15 protein-coding genes and 1 tRNA gene are annotated in these 15,410 nt (G+C 30.7%); 6 read left to right on the forward strand and 10 right to left on the reverse strand.

The features are described from left to right. Nucleotides 1-5 precede the first annotated feature (5 nt). The 3 genes from ACKVOD_RS03585 to ACKVOD_RS03595 all read left to right on the forward strand — a co-directional run bounded on the left by ACKVOD_RS03585 (nucleotide 6) and on the right by ACKVOD_RS03595 (nucleotide 1,015). Nucleotides 6-149, forward strand: coding sequence for an SsrA-binding protein (locus ACKVOD_RS03585; protein WP_409208111.1), 144 nt, complete (start codon nucleotides 6-8; stop codon nucleotides 147-149). A gap of 105 nt (nucleotides 150-254) precedes the next feature. Next, a tRNA-Arg gene (locus ACKVOD_RS03590) sits at nucleotides 255-328 on the forward strand. Nucleotides 329-445: 117 nt separating this feature from the next. Then, nucleotides 446-1,015 (forward strand): pentapeptide repeat-containing protein, encoded by a 570-nt coding sequence (locus ACKVOD_RS03595; protein WP_409208112.1) that lies wholly within the window; start codon nucleotides 446-448, stop codon nucleotides 1,013-1,015. 18 nt (nucleotides 1,016-1,033) lie between these two features. Here the strand turns inward: ACKVOD_RS03595 and ACKVOD_RS03600 are convergent, their stop codons facing one another. The 10 genes from ACKVOD_RS03600 to ACKVOD_RS03645 form a co-directional block, all read right to left on the reverse strand. Then, nucleotides 1,034-2,425 carry a YHYH protein gene (locus tag ACKVOD_RS03600; RefSeq protein WP_409208113.1) on the reverse strand — a complete coding sequence of 464 codons (1,392 nt, stop codon included), beginning with the start codon at nucleotides 2,423-2,425 and terminating at the stop codon, nucleotides 1,034-1,036. 62 nt (nucleotides 2,426-2,487) lie between these two features. Continuing rightward, on the reverse strand, nucleotides 2,488-3,105 hold the full coding sequence (locus ACKVOD_RS03605) for a thioredoxin family protein (RefSeq protein ID WP_409208114.1): 618 nt from the start codon (nucleotides 3,103-3,105) through the stop codon (nucleotides 2,488-2,490). After that, the gene (locus tag ACKVOD_RS03610; RefSeq protein ID WP_409208115.1) at nucleotides 3,095-4,813 is read right to left on the reverse strand and encodes a multicopper oxidase domain-containing protein; all 1,719 of its coding nucleotides are present in this window, start codon (nucleotides 4,811-4,813) and stop codon (nucleotides 3,095-3,097) included. The genes ACKVOD_RS03605 and ACKVOD_RS03610 overlap by 11 nt, the downstream gene beginning before the upstream one ends. A 64-nt stretch (nucleotides 4,814-4,877) precedes the next feature. Beyond that, nucleotides 4,878-5,900 (reverse strand): cytochrome-c peroxidase, encoded by a 1,023-nt coding sequence (locus ACKVOD_RS03615; protein WP_409208116.1) that lies wholly within the window; start codon nucleotides 5,898-5,900, stop codon nucleotides 4,878-4,880. Then, complete coding sequence (locus tag ACKVOD_RS03620) at nucleotides 5,897-6,514, reverse strand: MbnP family protein (protein ID WP_409208117.1); 618 nt, start codon at nucleotides 6,512-6,514, stop codon at nucleotides 5,897-5,899. Before ACKVOD_RS03620 ends, ACKVOD_RS03615 begins: the two co-directional genes overlap by 4 nt. Nucleotides 6,515-6,587: 73 nt before the next feature. Then, a complete protein-coding gene (locus tag ACKVOD_RS03625; RefSeq protein ID WP_409208118.1) occupies nucleotides 6,588-7,064 on the reverse strand; it encodes a hypothetical protein in 477 nt (158 codons plus the stop codon). A gap of 2 nt (nucleotides 7,065-7,066) precedes the next feature. After that, the gene (locus tag ACKVOD_RS03630) at nucleotides 7,067-7,339 is read right to left on the reverse strand and encodes a hypothetical protein (RefSeq protein ID WP_409208119.1); all 273 of its coding nucleotides are present in this window, start codon (nucleotides 7,337-7,339) and stop codon (nucleotides 7,067-7,069) included. A gap of 20 nt (nucleotides 7,340-7,359) precedes the next feature. Next, nucleotides 7,360-7,908 (reverse strand): RNA polymerase sigma factor, encoded by a 549-nt coding sequence (locus ACKVOD_RS03635; RefSeq protein ID WP_409208120.1) that lies wholly within the window; start codon nucleotides 7,906-7,908, stop codon nucleotides 7,360-7,362. 163 nt (nucleotides 7,909-8,071) lie between these two features. Then, the gene (locus ACKVOD_RS03640) at nucleotides 8,072-9,412 is read right to left on the reverse strand and encodes an anion permease (RefSeq protein ID WP_409208121.1); all 1,341 of its coding nucleotides are present in this window, start codon (nucleotides 9,410-9,412) and stop codon (nucleotides 8,072-8,074) included. Nucleotides 9,413-9,448: 36 nt separating this feature from the next. After that, on the reverse strand, nucleotides 9,449-10,093 hold the full coding sequence (locus ACKVOD_RS03645; protein ID WP_409208122.1) for a DUF47 domain-containing protein: 645 nt from the start codon (nucleotides 10,091-10,093) through the stop codon (nucleotides 9,449-9,451). A 490-nt stretch (nucleotides 10,094-10,583) separates the two neighbouring features. Between ACKVOD_RS03645 and thrA the strand changes: the two genes are divergently transcribed. The 3 genes from thrA to thrC all read left to right on the forward strand — a co-directional run bounded on the left by thrA (nucleotide 10,584) and on the right by thrC (nucleotide 15,374). Then, on the forward strand, nucleotides 10,584-13,031 hold the full coding sequence (thrA, locus tag ACKVOD_RS03650; protein ID WP_409208123.1) for a bifunctional aspartate kinase/homoserine dehydrogenase I: 2,448 nt from the start codon (nucleotides 10,584-10,586) through the stop codon (nucleotides 13,029-13,031). Between the two features lie 76 nt (nucleotides 13,032-13,107). After that, nucleotides 13,108-14,043 (forward strand): homoserine kinase, encoded by a 936-nt coding sequence (locus ACKVOD_RS03655; protein WP_409208124.1) that lies wholly within the window; start codon nucleotides 13,108-13,110, stop codon nucleotides 14,041-14,043. Nucleotides 14,044-14,084: 41 nt separating this feature from the next. Next, a complete protein-coding gene (thrC, locus tag ACKVOD_RS03660; RefSeq protein WP_409208125.1) occupies nucleotides 14,085-15,374 on the forward strand; it encodes a threonine synthase in 1,290 nt (429 codons plus the stop codon). Nucleotides 15,375-15,410: the final 36 nt, after the last annotated feature.

A 15,410-nucleotide genomic window follows, 5' to 3' on the forward strand; every position in this document is an offset into this window, starting at 1 on the left:
TCATTATGTTCAAAATATTAGCAGAATTAAACAAACTCTTGTTACCTAGTTTTACCAAAAAAAGATTGGATATTAGTAAAGCTAAGAAATGGCAAATGGCCATTATTGGTTACCGTTACTTTGTAACTACAAGAGCGCTAGGGAATTGATTTTAAATTTTATAGTACTTTTTTAAGATTTTCAAATTCTCTATTTAAATTTTATTTCTGGTTTGCAAATCACATATTTATACTTATATTTGCACCCACAAAATAGGCCTTGTGGCGCAACTGAATAGCGCACTTGATTACGGCTCAAGAGGTTACTGGTTTGAATCCAGTCAAGGTCACTAAATATCGAAAGCTCAAACAAATGTTTGAGCTTTTTTTATGTAAATTTGAGTAGTAATTGAAGCTATAAATTTAATATTTTAAGACCTAAAATTGCACTAAAACTCTTTAAAAAAATGCCCAATTATTTCCTTGACTTAGAATACAACAACATCTTTTATGGTGAAGATGAAGTTAATTTCAAAGAATTTGAATCGTGTACTTTTAATAATTGTGATTTTTCAAACTGCGTATTTTTAGATGTAACTTTTATTGATTGTATATTTAATAACTGTAATTTTAATACAGCCAAAATTAATTATGTGGCTTTAAGAACGGTTACTTTTAATGAATGCCTTATGAAAGATATTAATTTTTCTATGTGTGACAAATTGATATTTGATATTGCATTTAAAGATTGCATACTTGATTTTTCTAAATTTTATACTCTAAAACTTAAAGGAACCAATTTTGTAAATTGTAGCATGATTGCTGTTGATTTTATGAGTGCCGATTTGACCGAAGCAGTTTTTGAAAACTGCGATTTGTATCGCTCTGAGTTTGCAAAAGCTATAGCTAACAAAGCCAATTTCAAAACGAGCCATAATTACACTATTGATCCTTCTAAAACCAAAATCAAGAAAGCTATTTTTACTTTGAAAGGTTTAAAAGGGCTTTTGGCTCAATACGATATTTTGGTAAGCTAATTAAAAAGACTTTTTTAATTATTTATTTATTAATATTTTAAATGTTTTTGCATTGTTTCCCTGTCCTATTTTTATAAAATAAATACCGTTATACAATGTTGCTGTTTCTATATAACAAGTTGAACTCCCTTGATAAAAAGTTTTAGCCATCACTAATCTACCTATAGTATCAATCATTTCAACTTTTAAATCATTGGTCAAAATTGAAACCGATTGAATCGAAATTATTTCAGAAGTTGGGTTTGGATAAATTTTAAAATCTAATTTAGATATTATAAAATCATCCGAACCTAAAGGTGGATTATACAAAGTAGTACCTTCTGGAACTGCATTAAGTTTTGTGGCAACATTAACTCCATAAAATTTAGGACCAACGACATAAGGATATTCTGAATTATGATTGGCATTGACAGTAGCAAAATAGCAATAAATTCCTTGTGGATATTCGGGTGTGATACAAAATCGACCATTGTGTGCATCTAAATAATCTGATGACGTTGGGGTGGTAAATTTATAATCTTCTCTATAATATCCTAATCCACGATTCGGATTTTGACCCCCAGATGGTGGGCCAGCACTTACTACTGGGCCATCAGCAACATCAGTTCCATCAGCATAAGTACTTCTAATTGCCCCCACTGGCAAATCAGTTCGCAATGAAAAACTCGATTTCATTCTGGCTATTTCACCTGTTCCATTTGTGTTTATATAAGCATAGGGGCCATAAATAGGATAACCATCATAGGCAAATCCAATTAATGGGGAATGTACAGCCGAATTAATAACATACAATCCATCTGAAGCGTAGGTGTCACAAATTGTAGATAATACAACTAAATCTAAATTAAATGCACTTGGATTTTGATGATGATGATAATTACCATTTGCAGGATGTGCTTTAGAACAATCAAAACCAGCTCTCTCAGCAACAACTGCATCTCGATACCAAACTTTATCCCCATTCTGCATTACATCAGATGACGACGATGCTGTCCAAGTAAAAGCATCACCATAATCAAATAATGCTACTCCATTAATAAATACACCAATATTACCACCAGTTGTATTTGTTGGGTTTGTTGCGGGAGTTGGCACTAAAGGAAAACGAAAAACAGCGTTTCTTTCTGTAGCAACTGTACTTGGATTATTGCCAAATGGCCCAGAAATATAGGCTGGAATTCCATCGGTACTAACATATACATATCCTGCAGTTGTATTATAATTTACAGCTTGAACATTAGCTAATAAATTGAGGTCGTTTATTGGAATTGATGGTGTAGTGACTGTTGATAGATAATGTCTTCCAGTTACACCTGTTGTATTTCGCAACCAAGATGTAATTATAGGATTGGTTTGTGCATTTATTGTGATTACTGTCAAAATAAATAGTGTAGTAAATAGTTTTCTCATAATCTAATAGTTTTAAACTTTTGTTTTATTTAGTCGAAAGTATTTAAAATTTCTTGAAAATATTAATGAATTTGTTTTTCGCCTCTATAAAATATTTTACACCCAAAAGATTCTGTTTTAGGATTTGAAACATTTTTATGGGCTAATAACTCATCTAATGAATTGGTTAATAAATTATTAGCTTTTTCAGGATAGGTTGCATTGTCGTCTATTGCACCATGATATTTAATAGTATAATTATTTTTTTTATTTTTCCAAATAATAAATGATTGTGGTGTATGTGTTGCTCCAAACTGTTTGGCAACTGTTTGTTTTTTATCTTGTAAATAAGGAACAGTCAATTTATCGTTTTTAGATTTTTTCTGCATTAATTTAAACGATTCCTCAGCATAAGCTAAAGTATCCATCGAGTTGATAGCTAACAAGTAAACCCCTTTATTTTTATATTTATCATTAATTTTATTTAATCTATTGGTATATAATTTAGCCATCGGACATTTGTTACAAGTAAATACTATTATAAAACCTTTTGCATCTTTATAATTACTCAATGAAACAATTTTATTATCAATATTTTTTAAACTAAAATTTTTAATTGCTACCTCAGAGCTTTTAAATGAAAAAACAAAAAAAGCAACAGCTGTAATCAATATTGAAAAGAAATATTTACTACTTTTCATTTTTAATGAATTTTCTAGTTGTAATACTTTTAGTTTTTTTATCCATCATTTTGAATAAATATGTGCCTGTAGGCAAATTTGAAATATCAATTCCATCTTTCCATAGTGGTTGTGGTAACATCATAACTGTTCTTCCTTCTATTGAAGTAATTGTTATATAGTAAACTTCTGTTGATTCATCATTTAAACTAATAAATAATTTATCATTGGCTGGATTAGGGTATAACTTGAATTTGGTAGAATTTGATACTGTTTTCGTTCCTAAAGGAGTTCCTGTAACTACAAATTGACCCATCATACCATCATCTTCATGTTGCGAAAAATGACAATGGTACATAAAAGGGTGAGTAGCATCGGCATAATCCTGAAATCTACAAACAAATGATACGCTTTCTCCTTTACTAATAAAAAAAGTGTCTTTCCATCCTGATTCATAAGCACCAACATTACCTGAACTACGTGAGACAATTTTAAACTCTACATCATGAATATGAAAACTATGTCCAAATATTGCATTTGGTGTATTTGCAATAGTCCATTTTTCAGTTGTATCAACGACGACTGTTTTATTTATGTTGTTGATATTAAAAACTGTACTGTCAAATGTAAAAGGTACTGCCCCTCCATTTTGTCCACCAGTAATTGAAACTGTTCTTGTAACTGAAGCATCCGCCTCAGTAAAATAAGTGTTATTTGCCAAAGTTGTAGGTATAGCAGTTATTGGTGAAATAGTTGTAGCTCCAACATTTATATGTAAAACATTGAAGGTAGTATTATTTAATAAACTCCCAAATTGACCTGTAGTACCAGGTTCACCTCCAGGAAAACTATTTGATTGTCCACTATTATATGCTTTTAAATCTAGAGTACTTCCTAGACTTTCTCCACTTAAATCCACTAATATTTCATAACGCTCTCCAACATGTATTGGTAATCGAGTAACAGAAACAGGAGCATTTAATAGCCCTCCATCATTTCCAATAACATAAAAAGTTTTGGTTACTCCTGTCGAAGTAACTATACCTAAATTATATCCCCTTTCTATTTCTGCATTCAATATTCTTAAACGTACTACTTGCTTTGGCAAAGTTATTTGCCCATTCAAAGTACCATTTGTCAACATATTATCACCATAAGCTCTAGCAACAGAAAATTGATTAGCAGCCGTAAAATTTCTACTGGTTAATATTAATGGAATATCATCTGTTCCATAATTTCTAGGTAATGGCAATGCTGATTCAACAGGGTCTTTTACAATAATTAAACCACCTACACCTTTAGTTATTTGCGCTTCGGTAGTTTCATGTAAATGGGGATGATACCAATAAGTCGCCGCATCATTAGTTACTTTCCAATAGGGTTGCCAAAGTGTACCAGCAGGTATTACTTGATGTGGCCCACCATCCATAACAGCTGGCAAATGCATTCCATGCCAATGCAAAGTTGTAGATTCATTCAAATTATTGGTTACATTCATATGCACTTCGTCACCTTTATTTATTATTAAAGTTGGTCCCCAAAACGCTTCATTATTTATAGATCCAGTTACTGTTTGATTTCCAGTTGCTTTTATTTGTTTAACCGATTCATGAATATTAAGATTAAATGTTGTTCCGTACAAAGCTTCTGGAATTGGAATAGTATTGTATTGTGAATACACTACAGAGAAAAAAAAGATTAAAATTGAAGTAACAATAGATTTACTCATAAATTATTTTTAATGGTTATTATTTATAGACGAATAAAAAATTAAATTCTTGCGGAATTATAAATTAATTTTTTGAAAAAGAAAAACGTGGATTTGATAAAAAGTCTTTATCTGTTAATGTTGTTAAAAACAAAACTAAATCTACCCTGTCATTATCAGATAAGTTCATTGGTTTTATAAACTCTTTTGGAAGGGTTTTATCATGACCTAATGAATTATAATGTTTTACAACTTCTGTTAAGGTTTTAAATCTACCATCATGCATGTAGGGAAATGTAAATTGTGAATTCCGAAGCGTTGGTACTTTAAAACGCAAATAGTCTTCCTTTTTATTAGTGATTTTCATTCTGCCAAGGTCATTCAAAGAAGTATCTATAGCCAATCCATTATTTTCTAATTTTTCACTGGTAAACAAGGGTTCATTATGGCAGGATGCGCAATTTATTTTGAATAATTCATATCCTTTTTGCTCTCTATTAGTAAATTCTTCTTCCTTTCTCATTACTTTATCATATTTTGAATTGGCGGAAGTCAACATTACTGTGAATTGCGCTAATGCCTTTAAAAGTCTTTGACTGGTTACTTTTTCATCACCAAAAGCTTTTGTAAATAGTTCTCTATATTTTTGACTTTGTTGCAATTTACTAACAACATTTACTAATTTTTCGTCCATTTCTAAAGGACTTGTAATAGGATTGATTGGCTGTACTTCTAAATTATTTACACCACCATCCCACATGAAATTTTTACTCCAAGCCAAATTGATTAATGCCAATGAATTTCGTGTGCCAATTCTCCCATCAATTCCGTGGCTTACATTATGGTCAACATGGGTAAAACCGGTTTGTTGCAAATGACAACTGGCGCAGGAAATCGTTTCGTCTCTTGATAAAATTGGGTCGTAAAATAAATTTCTTCCTAAAAGAAATCCCTCTTCGGTGAGGGGGTTTTTCTTAAAATCATAGTTGGGTTTTGGCCAACCTTTAGGTACTTCAATATATAATGGAGTTGTGAAGTAGCTTTTTGAAAAAGCTAAAATTCCAATAATAGAAATTCCAAATACCAATATGACAAAGACTTTCTTCATTTTAGGTAAAACATTTTAGCGCTAATATCAGCCAAATCCATTGCAGCTCTTCCGGGAATCATAATTGAATTCATTTTCTCCAAATCTATTTCGGCTAAAAAAACGGCAACATCAATTCCTATATTGATATTGTCATTGCCATTGATATTACCATTGATTACTTTTTTTCTTAAAGCATAATTGGGTTTAAGATAACCTCCTATATGAAACTGAAATTCATTATTACGGGTTTTGCAACTCGAACTTTTACCTTCAATTTTCATGTTGATATAACCACTTTGCCAAGCCCAATACATGCCGTTGATAGGATCTAAATCTCCAGCCATTGCTCCAGAAGTATTAGTTATGCTGTCTATGCCAATATTAAATGTGATTTTTGAAATTAGTTTATCACTTTTTTTCGTTATCGGAATAACAAAAGAATCTGGCTTGTCAGCATCGAGTAGATGGTAGGTGTTTTTTTGAATAAATGTTGATTGGTCTTCGTAGTGAATTTCAATATTCGAAATATAGCATCTGAAAGTTTCAATACTCAAAGTGTCATGGCTTACTGAAACATGTTTTTTGTTTAACTGTAACGGAAATTTATCAAATTCTAAATGAAAATTAACCATCAATGAATCGTTTATACTTTGAGAAAATATCTGAAAGCAAATAAAAAAAAGGAAAACTATATATAATTTTTTTTTAATCATTTTTTGGTCCGTGTGGTTTTGGAAGAAATACTCTCGATAATTCTTCCGTCAATTCGCTAAAGTCTTCCATTTGTTCTTTATTACATAGTTTTTTAATGTCTTCAAAATGCTGGAAATGTGTTTCTTCAACTTGCTTTTGATATGAATTTAGCAAAATAATCAGACTATCTTTTGCTTTTACATTTACTTCAGTTTGGTTTAATTGCGAATATAATTTGTTTTTAGTTTGTCGAATATTACTATCAAGTCTTGTGATTTCACGACGATGCCATTCGATTAATTTGGCATAATCTCTTTGCTGAACAACATCAAAATTCAATTGACGAATAATTATTTCTTTTGGTTTCGTTCTGTCTTCATGCGGAGGTCTGTGGCCTTTTGTCCGATGCAAAAATAAAAATCCTAATGTGCCCAAATTGAGCAACAATAATCCGATTATGGTAATCGTTAATAGTTTCTTTTTTTCCATTATTATTGATATAACTGGTTACTTTTATTAACAGTCATTTCTAAGTAGGTTGTGGATAAACTTGCTTTTTGTTTGGTTTTAGAGACAATAACAAAAAAATTTAGCATTACTAAAACCACTATTGATGTGGCAACAAACCAAACTGTTTTTGTTGAAACTGTATTTTGCTGTTTAATTCTTTTTTGGATTTTTGAAAACAAATCATCATTGGGAGTTACCTGAGTAATTCCGTAAGTACTTTTTAAGATGTATTCTATCCAATTATCTTTTTCCATATCTATATAGACGAAAGTTTTTATTTTTTCTTGCGGTATTCTATAAATTTTTCTGACAATCTTTCTTGCAATGTTGCTTTCCCCCTGAAAATTAAAGATTCAACAGATGAAATACTTAGCTGCATAATTTCAGCAATCTCAGAATTACTTCTTCCTTCCAATTTGGATAAGATGATAGCGTTTTTTTGATTAGCGTTTAAAGAATTGATTGTTTCAAAAAGAATTTTTGCATCCTCTTTTCTCTCAACCAAAACACCTGGATGTTCAAAATTTGCAGAATTCAAGTATTCCTGTTCGTTTTGACTTTTCTTTCCAAAAATAAAAAAATGTTTTTGACTAGTTTTTTTTTTAATAAAATCTAAAGACTGATTAATTGCAATGCGGTAAATCCAGGTTTTAATAGAAGATTTGTTATTAAAATTATCAAATGAATTATAAACTTTAATAAAAACATCTTGGGTTATTTCTTCAGCATCTTCAACATTTTGAACATAGTTTAATGCAACATTATAGACCAATAAGTTATAGTTTTTATAAATTTGATTAAATGTTTCTTGATTAATTTTCATGCAAAATAATTACACTGGAAGTTTGATATTTTAATTGAATTAAAATGTATTATCAACAAACATATAAAAAAAACTGCAAATTGATTTTATTAGTGAAAAACCAAACAAGTTAAATTAATTTATAAGTATATACAAATACTTAAAAGAGGTAAAATATAAATGCTTATAAAAATAAACTAAGCAAGTAATAAACTAAAGAAGCCATTAATGCCGAAACTGGAATAGTCAATACCCAAGCCCATAATAAACTTACAGTTACACCCCAACGTACTGCAGAAATACGTTTAGTTAATCCAACACCTATTATAGACCCTGTAATGGTATGGGTAGTACTAACAGGAATTTTTAAATGCTCAGTAAAATACAATGTTAATGCACCAGCAGTTTCTGCTGCAACACCTTCAAATGATGAGACTTTTGTTATTTTTGAACCCATTGTTTTTACAATTTTCCATCCACCACTTAATGTTCCTGCTGCTATAGCTGAATAACATGCTAAGGGAATCCATCCAGGCATTGCCCCTTTGATATTCAAATCATCATTTGGAAGAATCACATTTAACCATTCACTCATATTTTCTTGTGATTGACCTGTGGTGTTGATATAAACTGCAACAGCAGCGGCAATAATACCCATAACTTTTTGTGAATCATTACCTCCATGCCCTAAGCTAAATGCAGCCGAAGACAATAATTGCATTTTTTTCAAAGAAGCATCAGCTTGATGCAGATTTAAACTACTAAATACCAATGCAAATAATGAAATAGCTAGTATTATAAACGATACTAAAAACCATTTTATATTATGTGACTCTAAAATAACACTCCAAAAATGAGAATCAAAACGTGGCTTCTCAATTTGATCGTAGGGTACCATTTGGATAAATACAAACCAAACGGTCGCAATCATTAATGACACTGTGAATAATTTTGGGAAAATACTTTTCTTGGATGCGTTTAACAACCAAATAGATATTAAATACGAAACTATTGCACCTACAAGTGGAGCAAAAACAATAAAAGCTATAACTATAAGTATTCCTGATGGCAAACCATCTTTACTAGGTTTATACCAACTCACAATATCATACCAATATGCTGTAGAACCATCTCCAGTTACATAAGAAGAAAAACCATGAACAGCTATGGCATGAGCTAATGCAGCTCCAGCAAAACCTCCAATTAAAGTGTGCGAAGAACTTGAAGGAATTCCTAACCACCAAGTCAACAAATTCCATACAATAGCAGCAATAACTCCTGCTAAAATTACAATTAGATTAATATCCATAGTATGAGCGGTTTTTGCAACAGTATCTGCTACACCAAAACCAAAAACCCAATAGGCTAAAAAGTTAAAAAAAGCAGCCCAAACTACTGCTTGAAATGGGGAAAGAACTTTTGTTGCTACTACTGTTGCAATAGCATTTGCTGCATCATGAAAACCATTGATATAATCAAAAACCAATGCTAATGCTATAATAACAATAAGTAGATTAAATTCCATAATTTTAATTGAAATATTTTAAAAATGCTGAAATTTTTACGAATGTTTTACAGAAATTGATTCTAAAACACTCGCTACCTTTTTACATTTATCAGTAGCAGTTTCTAATACAGATAAAACCTCTTTATACTTAATTATATTTTTTGCCTCGGTTTCTTTCTCAAAAATATCAGCAACCGCAACATTATATACACTGTCGGATTTACTCTCAAGTTTACTAATTTTAGAACATGCCGAAATAATATTTTTCATGTTTTTTAAATATCTCAATTCTTGAACAGCAGTGTCAATAAGTTGACATGCCTCTAAATTAATTTCTGTTAATTTTCTTATTGATTTTGTAATTTTATCTACTTGATATAATCGCATTCTACTCGCAGCCCCATGAAGATTATCGGCTACATTATCTATCGAAGTAATTAAAGAGTGTATATCCTCTCTATCGAATGGGGTTATAAAATTTTTACTTAATTCAAGATTAGTTTGTCTAGTTATATCCTCCCCTTTTTGTTCCAGCTCATCAATTTTCTTAAAAAGCTCATTTCTTTCTTTTAAAGGAAGATTAACAGCTTCATGCAAAATAAAGGCTAATTCGACTAAATTTGCAGAGGCTTCTTCAAAAAGTGGGAAAAATTTTTTATCTTTTGGAACTAAAAATTGGAAAATACTATTTATAGACATTGTAAGTTTTTTTTAGGACTGTAAAATTACAGCTTTATTTTTAGCTAATGTTAATAAATTGTAAACAAATTAAATTGACTTTTAAACAATTATAAGTATTAAAAAAAAATATTTTTTCTTTGGAAAAACATTTAAAAACTAAACAAATAAAACAATTAACTATATTGCTAATTCAATTTTAAATTGATTTGTAAACGTATTTAAATTTATTGTTCAAATAACAACAAAAACAAAACAAAAAATTTTGTTCTTTTATAAAAAAATGTACTTTTGAAAAATTATTTTATGGTACTGAAATTTAGCACATACAGCACTTCTTTTTCAACCCGAACCAGGGTTGCTAAAACTGTTGAATTTACCACAACTACAACAATTACAACCCCAATGGGGTTAAAAATCACATATAATCCTAATTAGTCGTTATATTTTTTTCTAAAGAAATAAATATTTTGATTCTATAAAAAAATCACTTTTCAAATAAAAAAACAAAATGAAAGTATTAAAATTTGGTGGAACATCAGTAGCCAATGCACAGAATATAAAACTCGCTTTAAATATAGTTCGTAATAAAGGATTAAAAGACAAAATTATAGTAGTAGTTTCCGCTTTTACCAAAGTAACCGATTTGTTGGTAATAGCATCAAAAAAAGCGGCTTCAAATGATGAAAGCTACAAGGAGGTTGTTGCCGAAATAGAAAAAAAACATTTAGATGCTATTAAAGAATTAATTCATGTAAGTGAACAAAGTAGTTCATTAAGCCATATAAAAAGAATTATTAACCATCTTGAAACTTTATTAGATGGTTGTTTTTTATTAGGAGAATTATCATCAAGAACATCCGATACTATTTTAAGTTTTGGAGAATTATTATCATCCTATATCATTGCTGAAGCTTTTAAACAAGAAGTTAAAAATTGTGGTTATAAAGACAGTCGTGATTTGATAAAAACAAACAACAATTTTGGTAAGGCTGTTGTGAATTTTGAAATCACGAATTCATTGATTTCTGAATATTTTGCTTCAAACCAAAATCAAATAGTTGTAATGCCAGGATTTATTGCTAATTCTATTGATGGCATTGGTACAACGTTAGGACGTGGAGGTTCAGACTATACCGCTGCTATAATAGCAGGAGCATTAGGAGCTACAGAATTAGAAATTTGGACCGATGTAAATGGTATGTTTACAGCAAATCCTAAAGTAGTAAAACAAGCCCAACCTATAGCAATGATTTCATATCAGGAAGCGATGGAGCTTTCACATTTTGGTGCCAAAGTTTTATATCCTCCAACTATTCAACCTGTTTTGAGTAAAAACATTCCTATTTGGATTAAAAACACTTTTGAACCAGAAGCTGTAGGAACTCTTATTTCCAATCAAGAAACATCATATACAAACCCAGTAAAAGGAATTAGCCATATAGATAATATCAGTTTAATTACTCTTGAAGGCCCTGGAATGATTGGCGTTGCAGGTTCATCGAAAAGACTTTTTGAAGTATTATCACAGGAAGATGTTAATGTAATTTTTATTACTCAAGCCTCATCTGAACATTCTATTTGCATCGGAATATTAAATATCGATGCAGAAAAAGCTGAAAACGCTATCAATAACGCTTTTGAAGTTGAAATTTCTCAAAATAAAATTGACACTTGCATCATCGAAAAAAACCTTTGCATCATTGCTTTGGTTGGTGAAAACATGAAAAACCATCAAGGTTTGAGTGGAAGAATGTTCAGTACTTTAGGAAAAAACAATGTCAATATTAGAGCCATAGCACAAGGCGCATCAGAAAGAAATATATCGGCAGTAATCAATGAAAAAGATGTAAAAAAAGCTTTAAATACACTTCATGAGGTGTTTTTTGAAGAGAATTCAAAGCAATTGAATTTGTTTGTTATGGGTGTTGGAAATGTAGGTGAGAAATTCATTGAACAAATCAACCAACAAAAGAAATTTTTAAAAGAGAATTTAAAAATAAATTTGAGAGTAATTGCCATTGCAAATTCTAGAAAAATGTATTTTAATGAGGAGGGAATTTCTCTAAAAGATTGGCAATCTTTATTAGATAATGGAGAAATTACTAATCAAGATACCTTTATTTCAAAAGTAAAATCTCTCAATTTAAGAAATAGCATTTTTGTTGATATAACTGCAAACCAAAGTGTTTCTGAAACTTATGCTCAGTATTTGAATCAAAATATAGCTGTAGTTACTTGTAATAAAATTGCTTGTTCATCAGACTACGACAATTATAAAAAACTTAAAAATCTATCGCGACAATATAACGCTCCCTTCTTGTTTGAAACTAATGTAGGAGCAGGTTTGCCAATTATTGATACCTTAAAACATTTAATTGCTTCGGGAGATAAAGTCAATAAAATACAAGCGGTTTTATCTGGTAGTTTAAACTTTATTTTTAATAATTTTGACGAAAAAAATTCTTTTCACGATGTTGTTAAAGAAGCTGGAATTCAAGGATTTACTGAGCCAGATCCAAAAATAGATTTAAGCGGTGTTGATGTAGCAAGAAAAATATTAATACTAATTCGCGAAAGTGGTTACCAATTCAATATTGAAGATATTACTAACAAATCATTCATGCCTAGTGAATGTCTAGCAACAACAAATAATGACGACTTTTTCAAATCACTCCATGCAAATTCAGTCCATTTTGAAAATTTATTAAAAGAAGCTAACACTAAAGAAAGTCGATTAAAATATGTTGCCACTTTCGAAAATGGTAAAGCAAGTGTTGGATTAGAATTCATACCAAAAGAAAGTCCCTTTTATAATTTAGAAGGAAAAGATAATATTGTACAATTTTATACAGATCGTTATATAGATCAGCCATTATTAATAAAAGGAGCTGGTGCCGGTGCGGCTGTTACAGCTTCTGGAATTTTTGCTGATGTTATACGAATTGGAAATATTTAAAAATTAGTTTAAAGTTTCAGGTTTAAAGTTCTCTAGTGATTTTAAATCTTTAACTTGAAACTAAAAACAAAATTTTATGAACGAAATTAAACTATTTTGCCCAGCAACAATTGCCAATCTTTCATGTGGATTTGATGTACTAGGACTTTGCTTAAAAACTGCTGGGGACGAAATGATTATCCGTAAATCTGATATTAAAGGTGTTCGTATTACTAAAATTGTTGGTGCAGATTTACCATTAGAAACCGAGAATAATGTTGCAGGGGTTGCTGCTTTAGCTATGTTAGAGGAATACGAAAGAGAATTTACCCCGATAACTATCGGGTTTGAAATTGAAATCTACAAAAATATAAAAGCAGGAAGTGGTATAGGAAGCAGTGCTGCAAGTTCAGCAGGAGCTGTTTTTGGAATAAATGAATTATTAGGAAAACCATTTACAAGAAAAGAATTGGTGAAATTTGCCATGCAGGGTGAAAAATTAGCCAGCGGCAATGCCCATGCAGATAACGTAGCCCCTTGCCTATTGGGTGGTTTTACTCTGGTAAGGAGTTCTAACCCATTAGACATCATTAAAATTGATAGTCCGAGCGAGTTATATGCTACAGTAGTTCATCCCCAAATAGAATTAAAAACTTCGGATGCTCGTTCTGTATTAAAGCAAACCGTTACATTAAAAAGTGCCATTACTCAATGGGGTAATGTTGGTGGATTAGTAGCTGGATTATATACTCAAGATTATGAATTAATTGGTCGATCTTTGCATGACGAAATAATTGAACCTGTTCGAAGTATGCTAATTCCTGGATTTGATTTAATTAAAAAAGCAGCATACGAAAATGGAGCTTTAGGTTCAGGAATATCTGGTTCTGGTCCTTCCATCTTTGCTTTAAGCAAAGGTGCAGCAACAGCTGAAAAGATTGCCAAAGCCATGAGTGATGTATATAATAAGTTTAATTTACCTTATGAAATTCACGTTTCTAAAGTGAATCCTGAAGGAATTAGTATAATTTAAATAAAAAATGAGATTGCTTCGTGCCTCTCAATGACATAAAAATGAAATACTACAGTTTAAACCATAACGCCCCTAAAGTTTCTTTTGAAGAAGCCGTAATAAAAGGATTAGCAACCGATAGAGGATTATATTTTCCAGAATCTATAACGCCATTATCAAAAAGTTTTTTTGAAAACATCGAAAAGTTAAGCAATGCCGAAATCGCTTTTGAAGCCATTCAGCAATTTGTTGGAGACGAAATCCCAACCGAAACTTTAAAAGAAATTATAAAAGAAACATTGTGTTTTGATTTTCCAACTGTAAAAGTAGAAGATGATATTTATTCACTCGAGTTATATCATGGTCCAACTATGGCTTTCAAAGATGTTGGTGCGCGGTTTATGTCTCGTTGTTTAGGCTATTTTAATAAAGATAAAATAGATAATAAAAATACGGTCTTAGTAGCGACTTCAGGTGATACTGGCGGAGCTGTTGCAAGTGGTTTTCTGGGTGTTCAAGGTGTTGAAGTTGTGATTTTATATCCTTCTGGAAAAGTGAGTGATATTCAGGAGCGACAACTAACAACTTTAGGACAAAACATTAAGGCCCTTGAAGTAGACGGCGTTTTTGACGATTGTCAAGATATGGTTAAAAAAGCATTTTTGGACAATAGTTTGTCTCATCATAATTTAACTTCTGCAAACTCAATCAATGTTGCCCGTTGGTTACCACAAATGTTCTATTTCTTTTTTGCTTATAAGCAATTGAAATCTCATAACAAACCAATTGTGTTTTCTTGTCCTAGTGGAAATTTTGGAAATATATGTGCTGGTATCATTGCTAAAAAATTAGGATTACCTATTGAACATTTTGTAGCTTCTACTAATGTCAATGACACTGTACCAAGATTTATGAAAAATGGTATTTATGATGCTAAATCATCGATTGCTACAATATCTAATGCTATGGATGTTGGCAATCCAAGTAATTTTATTAGAATTCAAGAAATGTACAATAATGATTTAGAGTTATTTAAAAAAGATTTTTCATCTTATTCGTATACTGATGAAGAAACTTTAAAAATAATGAAATCAATCTATAAATCTACTGGATATATTGCAGAACCTCATGGCGCTGTTGGTTATTTAGGATTGAAAAAAGAATTGAAAAATCATTCGAATGCGATTGGAGTTTTCTTAGAAACAGCACATCCAATTAAATTTTTAGATGTTGTTGAGCCAGCATTAGAAATAAAACTTTCAATTCCATCACAAATTGAAAGCGTTTTAAACAAAGACAAAGTAAGTAAGAGAATAAAAACCTATGAAGATTTAAAATCTTTTTTGGGATAAGAATCTAAAATTCAATAATTATAGCAGATTTTAAAA

It is taken from the genome of Flavobacterium sp. (genome assembly GCF_046155325.1).
GTDB lineage: Bacteria > Bacteroidota > Bacteroidia > Flavobacteriales > Flavobacteriaceae > Flavobacterium.

Bases quoted from the DNA above. Each gene is read 5' to 3' on its own strand.
- ACKVOD_RS03585 (WP_409208111.1), top strand. From the start codon at position 6: ATGTTCAAAATATTAGCAGAATTAAACAAACTCTTGTTACCTAGTTTT.
- ACKVOD_RS03595 (WP_409208112.1), top strand. From the start codon at position 446: ATGCCCAATTATTTCCTTGACTTAGAATACAACAACATCTTTTATGGT.
- ACKVOD_RS03600 (WP_409208113.1), bottom strand. From the start codon at position 2,425: ATGAGAAAACTATTTACTACACTATTTATTTTGACAGTAATCACAATA.
- ACKVOD_RS03605 (WP_409208114.1), bottom strand. From the start codon at position 3,105: ATGAAAAGTAGTAAATATTTCTTTTCAATATTGATTACAGCTGTTGCT.
- ACKVOD_RS03610 (WP_409208115.1), bottom strand. From the start codon at position 4,813: ATGAGTAAATCTATTGTTACTTCAATTTTAATCTTTTTTTTCTCTGTA.
- ACKVOD_RS03615 (WP_409208116.1), bottom strand. From the start codon at position 5,900: ATGAAGAAAGTCTTTGTCATATTGGTATTTGGAATTTCTATTATTGGA.
- ACKVOD_RS03620 (WP_409208117.1), bottom strand. From the start codon at position 6,514: ATGGTTAATTTTCATTTAGAATTTGATAAATTTCCGTTACAGTTAAAC.
- ACKVOD_RS03625 (WP_409208118.1), bottom strand. From the start codon at position 7,064: ATGGAAAAAAAGAAACTATTAACGATTACCATAATCGGATTATTGTTG.
- ACKVOD_RS03630 (WP_409208119.1), bottom strand. From the start codon at position 7,339: ATGGAAAAAGATAATTGGATAGAATACATCTTAAAAAGTACTTACGGA.
- ACKVOD_RS03635 (WP_409208120.1), bottom strand. From the start codon at position 7,908: ATGAAAATTAATCAAGAAACATTTAATCAAATTTATAAAAACTATAAC.
- ACKVOD_RS03640 (WP_409208121.1), bottom strand. From the start codon at position 9,412: ATGGAATTTAATCTACTTATTGTTATTATAGCATTAGCATTGGTTTTT.
- ACKVOD_RS03645 (WP_409208122.1), bottom strand. From the start codon at position 10,093: ATGTCTATAAATAGTATTTTCCAATTTTTAGTTCCAAAAGATAAAAAA.
- thrA (WP_409208123.1), top strand. From the start codon at position 10,584: ATGAAAGTATTAAAATTTGGTGGAACATCAGTAGCCAATGCACAGAAT.
- ACKVOD_RS03655 (WP_409208124.1), top strand. From the start codon at position 13,108: ATGAACGAAATTAAACTATTTTGCCCAGCAACAATTGCCAATCTTTCA.
- thrC (WP_409208125.1), top strand. From the start codon at position 14,085: ATGAAATACTACAGTTTAAACCATAACGCCCCTAAAGTTTCTTTTGAA.